The 12,967-nt window shown below is 66.0% G+C and carries 10 protein-coding genes; 3 read left to right on the top strand and 7 right to left on the bottom strand.

Translation table 11 applies throughout. The features are described 5' to 3' along the window. The 3 genes from AC5JJ6_RS16565 to AC5JJ6_RS16555 all read left to right on the top strand — a co-directional run. Positions 1-1,737: efflux RND transporter permease subunit (locus tag AC5JJ6_RS16565; protein ID WP_496043114.1), on the top strand; the 1,737-nt coding region annotated here is incomplete at its 5' end. Positions 1,738-1,787: 50 nt separating this feature from the next. After that, positions 1,788-3,254: an AdeC/AdeK/OprM family multidrug efflux complex outer membrane factor gene (gene adeC / locus AC5JJ6_RS16560; RefSeq protein WP_496043113.1), complete on the top strand. Its 1,467-nt coding sequence runs from the start codon at positions 1,788-1,790 to the stop codon at positions 3,252-3,254. Between the two features lie 77 nt (positions 3,255-3,331). Then, positions 3,332-3,688, top strand: coding sequence for a Lin0512 family protein (locus tag AC5JJ6_RS16555; RefSeq protein ID WP_496043112.1), 357 nt, complete (start codon positions 3,332-3,334; stop codon positions 3,686-3,688). Here the strand turns inward: AC5JJ6_RS16555 and AC5JJ6_RS16550 are convergent. The 7 genes from AC5JJ6_RS16550 to rpmI all read right to left on the bottom strand — a co-directional run bounded on the left by AC5JJ6_RS16550 (position 3,652) and on the right by rpmI (position 12,561). Continuing rightward, complete coding sequence (locus tag AC5JJ6_RS16550) at positions 3,652-6,579, bottom strand: PAS domain S-box protein (protein WP_496043111.1); 2,928 nt, start codon at positions 6,577-6,579, stop codon at positions 3,652-3,654. The two genes, AC5JJ6_RS16555 and AC5JJ6_RS16550, sit on opposite strands and share 37 nt — an antisense overlap. A 223-nt stretch (positions 6,580-6,802) precedes the next feature. Continuing rightward, positions 6,803-7,132, bottom strand: a complete 330-nt coding sequence (locus tag AC5JJ6_RS16545) for a hypothetical protein (protein ID WP_496043110.1) — start codon at positions 7,130-7,132, stop codon at positions 6,803-6,805. A gap of 85 nt (positions 7,133-7,217) precedes the next feature. Beyond that, positions 7,218-8,228, bottom strand: coding sequence for a cation diffusion facilitator family transporter (locus tag AC5JJ6_RS16540; RefSeq protein WP_496043109.1), 1,011 nt, complete (start codon positions 8,226-8,228; stop codon positions 7,218-7,220). 89 nt (positions 8,229-8,317) lie between these two features. After that, positions 8,318-10,723 (bottom strand): phenylalanine--tRNA ligase subunit beta, encoded by a 2,406-nt coding sequence (gene pheT, locus AC5JJ6_RS16535; protein WP_496043108.1) that lies wholly within the window; start codon positions 10,721-10,723, stop codon positions 8,318-8,320. A gap of 13 nt (positions 10,724-10,736) precedes the next feature. Beyond that, positions 10,737-11,816 (bottom strand): phenylalanine--tRNA ligase subunit alpha, encoded by a 1,080-nt coding sequence (pheS, locus tag AC5JJ6_RS16530; protein ID WP_496043107.1) that lies wholly within the window; start codon positions 11,814-11,816, stop codon positions 10,737-10,739. Positions 11,817-11,978: 162 nt separating this feature from the next. Beyond that, positions 11,979-12,344 (bottom strand): 50S ribosomal protein L20, encoded by a 366-nt coding sequence (gene rplT / locus AC5JJ6_RS16525; protein ID WP_044430018.1) that lies wholly within the window; start codon positions 12,342-12,344, stop codon positions 11,979-11,981. 16 nt (positions 12,345-12,360) lie between these two features. After that, positions 12,361-12,561 carry a 50S ribosomal protein L35 gene (rpmI, locus tag AC5JJ6_RS16520; RefSeq protein ID WP_044430017.1) on the bottom strand — a complete coding sequence of 67 codons (201 nt, stop codon included), beginning with the start codon at positions 12,559-12,561 and terminating at the stop codon, positions 12,361-12,363. Positions 12,562-12,967: the final 406 nt, after the last annotated feature.

The raw sequence follows: 12,967 nt of genomic DNA, 5'->3' as shown, positions 1-12,967 counted from the left end.
GCGCTGATCCTGACCCCCGCCCTCTGCGCCACCATGCTGAAGCCGCCCAAGAAGGCCGCCAAGGGAGCAGCCGGGCACGGCCAGGGCCACGGCCACCAGCCCAAGCGCGGCTTTTTCGGCTGGTTCAACCGGACCTTCGACCGGGGCAACGTCCGCTATCAGCGCGGCGTCGGCCACATGATCCACAAGCCGGGCCGCTATCTGGTGATCTACCTGCTGATCGTGGTCGGCCTGGGCGTGCTGTTCATGCGCCTCCCCTCCGCCTTCCTGCCGAACGAGGACCAGGGCATCCTGATCAGCCAGGTCTCGCTGCCGGCCGGCTCCTCGATGGAGCGCACGCTCGAGTCGGTCAAGGTGATGGAGAAGCATTTCCTCGAAGACGAGAAGGACTATGTGAACGGCATCTTCACCGTCACCGGCTTCAGCTTCAGCGGACGCGGGCAGAACACCGCCCTCGGCTTCTCGAACATGAAGGACTGGTCGGTGCGCGGCTCCGAAGAAGGCTCCGTCTTCGCCATCGCCCAGCGCGCCATGGCGTCGCTGTCCAAGGTGCGCGACGCGATGATCTTCGCCTTCACCCCGCCGGCCATCATCGAGCTCGGCAACGCCACCGGCTTCGACATGCAGCTGGTCGACCGGGCGGGGCTGGGCCATGAGAAGCTGATGCAGGCGCGCGGCCAATTGCTGGGTCTGGCGGCGCAGAACCCCAAGCTGACGGCGGTGCGTCCGAACGGCCTGGACGATAATCCGCAGTTGCAGATCGAAATCGACCGCGAAAAGGCCAGCGCGCTGGGCCTGTCGCTGGCCGACATCAACGCGACCCTTCAGGCGACCTGGGGTTCCAGCTACGTCAACGACTTCATCGAGAACGGCCGCGTCAAGCGGGTCTATATCCAGGCCGACGCCAAGTACCGCATGCTGCCGTCCGACCTGGACCGCTGGTACATGCGCAATGCGAACGGCGAGATGGTGCCCTTCTCGACCTTCTCGACCACTCGCTGGGACTACGGCTCGCCGCGGCTGGAACGGTTCAACGGCGTCTCCTCGATCAACATCCAGGGTCAGGCCGCTCCGGGCATCAGCTCGGGCGAGGCGATGGCGACGATGGAGGAACTGGCGAGGCAGTTGCCGGAAGGCATCGGCTTCGAATGGCAGGGGTTGTCGTACGAGGAACGGCTGTCCGGTTCGCAGGCCCCCGCCCTCTACGCGATCTCGATCCTGGTCGTGTTCCTGTGCCTTGCCGCCCTGTATGAAAGCTGGTCGATCCCGGCCTCCGTCATCCTCGTGGTGCCGCTCGGCATCCTGGGCGCCGTGATCGCGGCGCATCTGCGGGGCCTGCCCAACGACGTCTACTTCCAGGTGGGCCTGCTGACGACCATCGGTTTGTCGGCCAAGAACGCCATCCTGATCGTGGAGTTCGCCAAGGACATGCACGACGAGGGCATGGGATTGCTGGAGGCGACGATCGAAGCCTGCCGCCAGCGCCTGCGTCCGATCCTGATGACGTCCTTCGCCTTCATCCTGGGCGTGCTGCCGCTGGCGATCAGCACGGGCGCCGGGTCGGGCAGCCAGAACGCCATCGGCGTCGGCGTGATGGGCGGCATGATCTCGGCCACCGTGCTGGCGATCTTCTTCGTGCCCGTCTTCTTCGTGACGGTGCTGACGCTGGTCGGCCGCTGGTTCCCCTCGAAGAAGGACCATGACCATGGCCATGCCCAGCCGGCCCAAGCGGACTGATGGGCGACCTGATGGTGCGGACTGACGAAATCGGATCGAGACGGCGGAAAATGACGGACAAGACCATGAAGAAAAGGCGTCTGGCGCCTGCCGCATCGCTGGCGCTGCTGCTGCTCGGCGGATGCTCGTTCATCCCCGAATACATCCGGCCGGCATCCCCGGTGTCGGAGGCTTGGCCGACCGGCCCCGCCTATGCCGACTCCGGCGCCGCCCAGCCGGTCGGCAGCGGGCCGCAACTGGCGGACCTGGGCTGGGAGGAATTCTTCCGCTCGCCCCAGCTCCGCAGCCTGATCGATCAGGCCCTGGCGAACAACCGCGACCTGCGGGTCGCGGCGCTGAACGTCCAGCAGGCCCAGGCGCAGTACCGCATCCAGCGGGCCGATCTGCTGCCGTCGGCGGATATCGGCGGCAGCCTTCAGCGCCAGCGGACGCCGGGCGACCTGTCGCGCACCGGCAGGGCCACGACCACGAGCCAGTACGACGTCAGCGTCGGCACCACGGCCTACGAACTCGACCTTTGGGGACGCGTCCGGAGCCTGGAGCAGTCGGCCCTGGAAAGCTATTTCGCGACGGATCAGGCCAGGATCTCGACCCAGATCTCGCTGATCGCGGAAGTCGCCAACGCCTATCTGACGCTGCTGGCGGACAAGGAGTTGCTGAAGCTGACGGAGGACACGCTGCGGACCCAGCGGCAGTCCTACGACCTGACCTCGCGCAGTTTCGACCGGGGCGTCGGCACCCAGCTCGACGTGGCCCAGGCGCGTACCGCCGTGGAGACGGCGCGGGCCAACCGCGCCGCCTATGTCCGCCAGATCGCGCAGGACAAGAACGCGCTGAACCTGCTGGTCGGAGCTCCGGTCGCCGATCAGGTGCTGGACAAGGCGCCGTCGCTTGGGAAAGCCGATTTCGTCGCCAACCTGCCGGTCGGACTGCCCTCGGGTCTGCTTCAACGGCGTCCCGACATCATGCAGGCCGAATACAATCTAAGGTCTGCCAACGCCGATATCGGCGCCGCCAGGGCGGCATTCTTCCCGAGCATCAGCCTGACCGCATCGGCCGGCACCGCCAGCGCCTCGCTGTCCGGGCTGTTCGAAGGCGGCAGCGGCGCCTGGGCCTTCGCGCCGCAGATCAACCTGCCGATCTTCGACTTCGGCCGGCGGGAAGCGAACCTGGAAAGCGCCAAGGTCCAGCGGGAAATCGGCGTCGCGCAGTATGAAAAATCGATCCAGACAGCGTTCCGCGAAGTGTCCGACGCGCTGGCGGCCCAGGGTACCTTGGACGATCAGCTCGAGGCGCAAAGCTCACTCGTGGATGCGACACGGTCCAGCTACGACCTGTCGATCCTGCGCTACAACAGGGGTCTCGACAGCTTCCTCAACGCGCTGGACAGCCAGCGGTCGCTTTATGCGGCACAGCAGGACCTGATCAACGCGCGGCTGTCGCAGCTCAGCAATCTGGTGACGCTGTACAAGGTGCTGGGCGGCGGCGCTCCGAAAACCACGGTCGCCGGTCTCTGACGCTTTCCACCTTTCCGTTCGATGTCTATCGTGTGCGGCGATACGGACATCGAACGGAAAAGGGAGAGGAAGCCGCGATGAAACAGGTCATGTTCGTCGAACTGGGCATGGGCGCCGACCTTCACGGTCAGGATGTGACGAAAGCATCTATCCGGGCGGTCCGCAACGCCATCGAACGCAATTCCATGCCCGGCATGCGCGGACTTGTCGGCGGCGATACCGGCAAGATGCAGGTGCGGGTCCATCTGGCGGTCCCCGCCGACGCCGACAAGCTGGACGAGGACGCCGTCCGCGCCGTCTTTCCCTATGGCAACGTCAGCATCCATGTCGGCCCCGGCGGGATGCTGGCGCCCAGCGGCATCTTCCTGGCGGACAAGGACGACAAGAACGAGATGATCTACATCGTCAACGCCGCGGTCGAGGTCGGCATCTGACGGGCCTCGGCGCCCCCCTCGACATATTCCAGGACGATCCGGTGCAGGTCCGTGGCGGCGACCGGCTTATGCAGGATGCCGAAACCCCGCTTGCCGACCCGCTCCAGGATACCTGGGGCGGTGTCGCCGGTAAGGACGATGCCGGGTATCCGGGGGCTGGAGATCTCGCGGATCGCATCGATCGCTTCCGGTCCGGTATTGCCGTCGGCCAAGCGGTAATCCGCGATGATCAGGTCGGGTGTCCAGGTCTCGTCCGCGACCAGCTGGACCGCTTCGTCCAGCGACATGGCCGAAATCACCTGATAGCCCCAGCTTTCCAGCAGGACCCTGAGCCCCATCAGAATGATGGCCTCGTCGTCGAGGATGACGATCAGTCCCCGCGTATCCGGATTGGTGTGCTCTTCCGCCGCTGCCGCCGTCCGGCGTTCCGGGCAAGGCAGATCTGCCAGCGGCACCTCCACCGAGATACGGGAGCCATGGCCGGGTGAAGACTCGACAGTGATGCGGTGGCCGAGCAGGGCTGCCAGACGGTGGACGACCGCAATTCCCAGCCCTGCGCCTTCTCCACCGTCGGGGTACCGGGCGGAGGGGTCGGACCGGTCGTATGCCGCGCCGATCCCGGTGTCCATGACGTCGATCCGGAGAGCCCCTGACATCCGCCGGCAGCCGATCAGTATGCGGCCCTGGGTCGTGTGGCGTAGCGCGTTCTCTATCAGGTTGCGCAGAATACACTCCAGCAGCACCGGATCGCTGGCGATGCGCATCGAGCACCCCACGACCCGCAGGCTGACGCCCTGCCGTTCGGCGCGCCGGCCGTATTCGGCGTTCAGCCTGCCGACCACCGTATCGGCGGAGAATGCCCCGATCCTGGGAGTGACGGCATCCGCATCCAGCCTGGAGATGTCCAGCAGCCCGTCCAGCAGGCGCTTCAGGGCGTCGGTCGCCTGATCGATGCTGCCGGCCAGCGGCAGCATCGGATGGCCGCGCAGACCGTCGGCCAGTGCGGCGCTCAGGAACAGCAGCGACTGAACCGGCTGGCGCAGATCGTGACTGGCGGCGGCAAGCATCCTGGATTTGGACAGCACGGCCCGCTCCGCCGCCATGCGGGCTTCCTCCAGGGCCGTGTCGGCCTCCTGCCGTACCGTCATGTCGCGCATGAAGCCGGTGAAGAAACGCTGGCGGCCGTCCTTCCACTCCGCGACCGAGAGTTCAAGCGGGAAGGTCGAACCGTCCTTGCGGCGTCCCTTCAGTTCGCGGCCCTTTCCGATCACGTTGCGGTCGGCGCCATGCCGGTAGCTCCAGATATACCCGTCATGCACGGCCCGGTCCCGTTCTGGCATCAGCACGGTGACATTGCGGCCGACGACCTCGCCGGGCTCGTAGCCGAACAGGCTTCCGGCGGCGGGGTTGAAGGACTGGATCACGCCGTGCTCGTCTATCACGACCATGCCGTCGGGTGCCGTGGAGACGATGGCGCGGTGATGCGCCTCGGTCCATGCGCTGTGCTGGTCCGCCCGGCGGCCCTCGGTCACGTCCTGGAAGCAGATCATCAGACCGTCGGATGTGGGGAAAGCGCGGATCGACAGCCAACGGTCATGGATGCCGAAATACTCCTCGAAGCTGACCGGCACGCCTTCTGCCATGGCGCGCTCGCACTCGCGCTGAACCAGACCTCCGGCCGCTTCCGGAAAGACCTCGAACAGGGGGAGGCCGATCATGTCGCGGCCGGGATCGACGATGGCCCGGGCTCGGCCGTTCATGAACGAGATGCACCAGTCGCGGTCGATCTCGCAGATTCCGTCGGTGGAACTCTCCAGAACGGCGGCCATCTTGCGCGCGGTTTCTTCCGCCACGCCGCGCTCCTTCTCGCGCCGCTCCAGCGCTTCCGCCATGGTGTCGAAGGCTCGGGCCAGCACGCCGAACTCCGACCGGTCGTCGGACAGCCCGACGCGGGCCCGGTAATCGCCGGCACCCCAGCGTGCCGAAGCTTCGACCAGGGCAGAGACCGGACGCCGGATGAAGCGCTGTGCAAGAAACGCCGCCGCCAGCAGTGCCGCCGCCAGACCACCGGTCAGGAATAGCACGCGCCGGAGAGTGGCGGCGTCCAATCCCCTCTGGATGTCGCGCGGATCGATACCGACACCGATGAAGAGCCCCTGGGGCGATGCCGAGGGCTGAACGGTCGCCTGGACAACCGGAGAGTCGGCCGGCACACCGGGAACGGCAAGGTTTTCCAGGGTGCGTCCGACGGCCGACCGGCCTGCCTGGTCCGCAGGGTCGGGCCGGCGCGCCAGGATGGTGCCGGTACGGTCGGCCACCGTCAGCGAGACGTTTTCCGGCAGTCCTGTGAAGGAACGGTCCTTCTTCCACCAGGCCACGTCGAGCATGACCGCCACGATTCCCCTGATCTGGCCGTCGTTGCCCTGATAGCGCACGGCGAAGGGCAATGCGGCTCCCGAGGCTCCCATGCGTATATAGTCGCCGACCAAAAAACGGTCGGTCTTGAGCGACGCCATCAGATCGAACCGGCTGCCCAACGGACGGCCTACCTGATCGGACCGGCTGGAGCAGACCACCGTGCCGACCCTGTCCGTTACCGAAATGACCTGCTCCGGCGGGAGCGCTGCGGCGGACCGGTCTAGGAACGCCTGACAACCATGGGAATCTCCGTCTCGCACGGCGGCGGAGGCGGCGACCAGCAGCGCGGTCTGCTTGATGCCGTCGAAGACCCGCGCCTGCTCCGCCTGGATGGTATCGCGCAACTGAGCCGCTTCCGCCCTGACATTGGCTTCGGCGGTGCTGCGGGCGTCGAATTCATCGAAAATCCCGAAGCCGACCGCCGGCAGGATGGCGACGAGGACCGGAATGAACAGGCGGGACAGGAGGCTCATTTAAAGGCGCCCAAGCCGTACTTCGGTTATCGGGGCGCTTACCGGGAAATGATGCAAAGGACGCCACCGGGTTGATCTGGCCTGCTCGGCAACCACCCCTTTGCCAAGGGTTCCGTGGCCGAACAGGAGTCAAGACTCGGCGATTATGGTTAAGAAAAACATAATAGAAGCTGGTGTCTGGACCGGTCGGCGGGCCGGACCGAACTGGACAGACCCGGCCCGGTCAGCACACCGGTACGGCTGCGGAACGACGACGCACGGGCGCCGGCCGCCAGATGCTGAGGCAGGCGGATGCCGTCATCCCCTTGCCGATGCAGCGCTTGCCGTTACCGTCCCTGAACCACAGGCAGTAATGACCGGCGACATCGCGCTCGAAGATGAAGACCGGCTCGCCGACACCCGGCAGGGAGATCAGCAGACGGTCGTGGTGCCGTTCCGTCTGGCGCGCGACGCCTGCCCAGGCACCGCGTGAGCACTTGGGCAGAGCCACCTCGTAAAAGACCGACAGATCGGCTGGAGTGAACCTGCAACTGGGGAACGGGATCACGGTCATCGCATCGCTCCTGACATCTTCCGTCCCCAGGATGGGGAATGACCGGGAAATTAAACCGGAGACAGCTATACCGCTGTGAACAAGATCACTGTACGTTGAATTGGCGTGCCTTTTTTCCAGGAGCATCCTTTTCGATGCAGGGACCGATGGCACAGGCACCGCTCTCGAGCTGGATGGTCGAGTGCTGGATGTTGAAGCGGCTCACCAGTTCCACACGCAGCCGGCGCAGCACCTCGTCATGATCGGCATCGGTGTGGAGGCTGGCGTGGAAGGTGATCAGAGGCCGTTCCGGGGTCAGGCACCAGGCATGGACGTGGTGGACATCCTCCACGCCGGGAACGGCATCGGTCAGTTCGCGCCGCAGGCGGTCCACGTCCAATCCTTCCGGCGTGCCTTCCATCAGGACGTGCCAGGAACGGCCGATCAGGGTCCAGGCGCTGCGCAGGATCAGCAGGGCCACCAGCACGGACAGGATGGGGTCGATCGGCGTCCAGCCGGTCCACAGGATCACGATCGCCGCCGCGATGGCCGCGACCGAGCCCAGCAGGTCGCCCAGCACGTGCAGAGCGGCCCCCCGCATGTTGAGGTTTTCCTGATTGCCGCCGTGGAGGATCAGGAAACCGGCGATGTTCACGGCAAGGCCGACCGCCGCGATCACGAGCATGGTGGTGCCGACGACCGGGACGGGATCGAACAGACGCCGGACGGCTTCGACCGTGATCCATCCGGCGACAGCCACCAGCGTCACGCCGTTGATCAGTGCCGCCAGGACCTGAAAGCGGTGCTGACCGTATGACCGCTTGTCGGTCGCCGGCCGCCGGCTGACCACGAAGGCGTACCAGGAGAGCGACAGCGCCGCCGTGTCGGTCAGCATGTGGCCGGCGTCGGCCAGCAGGGCCAGCGACCCGGCAAGGATGCCGCCGACCGCTTCCACCACCATGAAACCGCCGGTCAGGATCAGGGCCAGCAACAGGCGCCGCTCGTCATGGGCGTGGGCATGGATGTGACCATGCCCGTGGTGATCATGGCCTTGCCCATGGCCATGGTTATGCCCGTGGTTATGGCCATCGTCGTTGGCGTGCGGATGCGAACCCATGACCCTATGCTTTCAAGCTTCGGTAGTGGACGGACGGGCCGGAAAGACCCGCCTGTCTCCTATTTAAGCATGAAAACCTGTGACGCACGTCAACTGCGCAAAGTGCCGCCGGTCGCCTTGGCGACGGCCGCGACGATCTTCGCGCCGATGGCGTCGATCTCCGGCTCGGTCAGCGGCTTGGCCGTCGGCTGGATCGTCACCGCGATGGCGAGCGACTTCCGGCCCGGTTCGATCCCCTGCCCCTGATAGACGTCGAACACGGCGACATCGCTGATCAGCGTCTTGTCGGCGCCCTTGGCGGCCCGGACCAGCTTCTCCGCTTCGACCGAGGCGTCGACCAGGAAGGCGAAGTCGCGCTGGACCGGCTGGAACATCGACAGCCGGAGCAGCGGCCTTGCGGTACCACCCTTCTTCTTGGGCAGCGGCACCACGTCGAGCATGACTTCGAACGCCACGACGGGACCCTTGACGCCCAGGACCTCAAGCACTTCCGGATGCATCTCGCCGAAGCGGGCGAGCACGGTCGGACCGAGCCGCAGCACGCCGGAGCGGCCGGGATGATACCAGCCCGGCGCATCGGTCGTGACCTGAAGGTTGGCCGTCGGCGCTCCGACCTGATCGAGCACGGCCAGCGCGTCGGCCTTGGCGTCGAAGGCATCGACCGGGCGCTGCTTTTCGGCCCATTGGCGCGGCACCATCACGCCGGAGCGCACGCCGGCGGCGACGGTATCCTGTCCCTGCGGCGAAGGGTCGCGGAACATCGGCCCGACCTCGAACAGCCCGGCATCGGCATAGCCGCGGTCGGCATTGCGTCCGACCGCCTGGATCAGGTTGGGCAGGATCGAGGGCCGCATCACGTCCAGGTCGGCGCTGATCGGGTTGAGCAGGCGCAACTCGTCCGGCACGCCGCCGAACAGGTCGATATGGGCGGACGACATGAACGACCACGTCACCGCTTCCGACAACCCGCGCTCCGCCAGCACGCGCTTGGCCGTGACGACCCGCTTCTGCTTGACGTTCAGGGCGGGCTTGGTGATGGCCGAGGTACGCTCCAGCGGGATCGCCGGGATATGGTCGTAGCCGTTGACCCGCAGGACCTCCTCGACCAGATCCGCTTCGCCGTGGATATCGGCGCGCCAGCTCGGGATCGAGACGTCCATGACGCCGTCGTCGCGGGTCTTCACGCCGCAGCCGAGCGCTTCCAGGATGCTGATCTGTTCCGCAACCGGAACGTCCACGCCGCCCAGACCGAGCACCCGTTCCGGGCGCAGGGTCAGGGTGCGGTGCCAGTCCGGCTCCTGCCCGGCGATGACCAGTTCGCTGGGACAGCCGCCGCAGATCTCCAGGATCAGGCGGGTTGCGATCTCGGCGCCCGGAACCACGAAGGCCGGATCGACGCCGCGCTCGAAGCGGTAGCGCGCATCGCTGTCGATCGACAGCCTGCGGCCGGTCTGCGCCGTGCGGACGGGGTCGAACAGCGCCGCTTCCAGGAATACGTCGGTCGTCGTCTCGGTGACGCCCGTGCTCTCGCCGCCCATGACGGCACCCAGGCTGACGACTCCACTGTCGTCGGCGATCACGGTCATGCCGGGTTCGAGCGTGTATTCCTTGCCGTTCAACGCCATCAGCGTCTCGCCGGCCTTGGCCGGACGGACGGTCAGTCCGCCGTGCAGCTTGCCGGCGTCGAAGACGTGAAGCGGACGAGCGACATCGAATGTCATCAAATTGGTGATGTCGACCAGCGCCGAAATCGGCCGCAGGCCGATCGAGAGCAGCCGGTCCTGAAGCCAGCGCGGGCTGGGACCGTTCCGGACGCCCCGGATCAGCCGGCCGACGAACAGCGGGCAGGCCGCGGTCTGATCTTCCGGAAAATCGAGTGTAACGGTAACCGGGCTCGCGAGGCCGCCCGGCACGGGAGTCGTGTCGATCGGCTTCAGCGGGCCGAGGCCGGCGGCCGACAGGTCGCGGGCGACGCCGCGCACGCCGGCGCAGTCCGCCCGGTCCGGCGTGAGGGAGATGTCGACCAGCGGATCGTCCAAACCCAGCACCGATGCGAAGGGAGCGCCGACGGGCGCGTCTTCCGGCAGATCGATGATGCCGTTGTGCTCGTCCGACAAGCCCATTTCACGCTCGGAGCAGAGCATGCCGTTCGACTCGACGCCCCGGATGACGCCCTTCTTCAGCTCGACGCCGGTCGCGGGGATGGTCGTGCCGGCCGGCGCGAAAACGCCCTTCATGCCGGTACGGGCATTGGGAGCCCCGCACACGACCTGGACCGTTTCGGACCCGGTATCGACCATGCAGACGCGCAGCTTGTCGGCGTCGGGATGCTTTTCGGCCGAGACCACATAGGCGACCTTGAAGGGCTCCAGGCCCTTGGAGCGGTCGATCACCTCCTCGACCTCGAGGCCGAGGGCGGTCAGCTTTTCGGAAATCGTATCGACGTCGGCCCCGGTATCCAGATGGGCCTTCAGCCAGGAAAGGGTGAACTTCATCGTCGGCTGTTCCTTAACGGGTCAGGCCCTGGGCCAGGGAAGGCGTGTCGAGCGGCACGAAGCCGTAATGCTTCAGCCAGCGCAGGTCGGCCTCGAAGAAGGTGCGCAGGTCGGGGATGCCGTATTTCAGCATGGCGATGCGCTCGATACCCATGCCGAAAGCGAAGCCCTGATAGCGGGTGCTGTCGATGCCGCAGTTCTCCAGCACGTTGGGATGGACCATGCCGCAGCCCAGGATCTCCAGCCAGTCGCCGTAGTTGCCGATCTTCAGCTCTCCGCCCCGGCGCAGGCAGCCGATATCGACTTCCGCCGAGGGTTCGGTGAAGGGGAAGAAGCTGGGACGGAAACGCAGCGGCAGGTCGTCCACGTCGAAGAAGGCGCGGCAGAACTCGACCAGGCAGCCGCGCAGGTGCGCCATGCTGGTCTTCTCGTCCACGACAAGACCTTCGACCTGATGGAACATCGGCGTGTGGGTCATGTCGTAGTCGGAACGATATGTCCGGCCGGGGATGATGACCCGGATCGGCGCCTTGTCCTTCAGCAGCGAACGGACCTGCACCGGCGAGGTATGGGTGCGCAGGAGCATGCGGCTGCCGTCCTCGGCCCGGTCCGGCAGGTAGAAGGTGTCGTGCATGTCGCGCGCCGGATGGCCGGGCGGGAAGTTCAGCGCCGTGAAGTTATGGAAGTCGTCCTCGATGTCCGGTCCTTCGGCGACCGAGAATCCCATGTCGGCGAAGATCGCCGTCAGTTCGTCGATGGTCTGGGTGATCGGATGGATGCGGCCCTGCTGCTCGGCCCGGACCGGCAGGGTGACGTCGATCCGCTCGGCTTCCAGCCGCAGCGCCAGTGCCGCGCGGTGCAGTTCGGCCTTGCGGATATCGAGGGCGGCGCCGACCTCGTCCTTCAGCGCGTTCATCGCCTGGCCGCGCTCCTTGCGCTCGTCGGGCGACAGTGAGCGCATGTCGGCCATCAGGCCGGTGATCCGGCCTTTCTTGCCGAGTGCGGCGACGCGCACCTCTTCCAGCGCCGCCAGATCAGCGGCCTCGGCCACCGCCGCCAGCAGTTCCGTCTTCAGCGCTTCGAGAGCGGACATGGGATTCCTCGTCAGGGTTGCAGGCTAGCAAGGGATGGGCACTGGGCAGCTATTGGGAAACCAGAAGCCCGAACGCGAAAAGGGGGCAGCCCGGCCGGGCTGCCCCCTTGTCAATTGCCGTCAATTCCATCGGCGCCCGCTGAAAGGGGACGCCTCAGTGAATCAAGCAGCCTGGGCGAGAGCGGCCTGGGCCTGATCGACCAGGACCTTAAACGCTTCCGGCTCGCGGGCGGCGATGTCGGCCAGGACCTTGCGGTCGACCTCGATGCCGGCCCGCTTCATGCCGTTCATGAAACGCGAATAGGTCAGGCCATGCTGGCGCGCACCGGCGTTGATACGCTGGATCCAGAGGCCGCGGAATTCGCGCTTCTTGTTGCGACGGTCGCGATAGGCGTAACGAAGCGCCTTTTCGACCTTCTGGATCGCAATGCGGAAGCACTTGCTGGACCGGCCGCGATAGCCCTTGGCCAGCTTGAGGATCTTACGGTGACGGGCGTGAGTGGTTACGCCCCGCTTGACACGTGCCATAGGTCAGTTCCCCCGATCAGGCGTTGCGCAGGAAGTTTTTCAGGATGGTGACGCCATCCTGAGGAGCGAGCACCATGGTGCCGCGCGCATTGCGCTTCATCTTCTGGGTACGCTTGACCATGCCGTGGCGCTTGCCGGCGGCCTGAGCCTTGACCCGGCCCGAGGCCGTCACCTTGAAGCGCTTCTTCGAACCGCTATGAGTCTTCAACTTGGACATTTCCGCTCCTTAACCATGGAGTTGCTGTTCGGAGCGGTTGGGCATGTCCACAGGGTATTTCGACCCAGCCTCGCCGCTCGAATGAGCCGTGGGTTATAACGGCGAGGTCAGGGGAAAGCAAGCCGCCATTGACGATGGACGGCTGTGAATCCCGGCCCGTTCAGAAGATCGTGGCCAAAAGGGCGCGGGTGACGCGGTCGGCCTGCGGAACCGGGATGTCGGCCGCATAATCGCGTGCAGGCGGTTTGACAGGGAATGCCGAAGCGTCCGTCCACCGCCGGGTCAAGGATGCGAATGCAGGCGATGCGGAAGAGGGTCGCGCCGGGGCGAAGTTGCCGGACTGTCCCCCGCCAGGCGTTATGGTATGCCCGAACATGGTCCGCGCTCCGAGCTGTGATTACCTGCC

The sequence above is a fragment of the Skermanella sp. genome, from assembly GCF_059503625.1.
The sequence above is the reverse complement of the archived record's forward strand: the minus strand, read 5'-3'. Positions and strand labels throughout refer to the sequence as shown.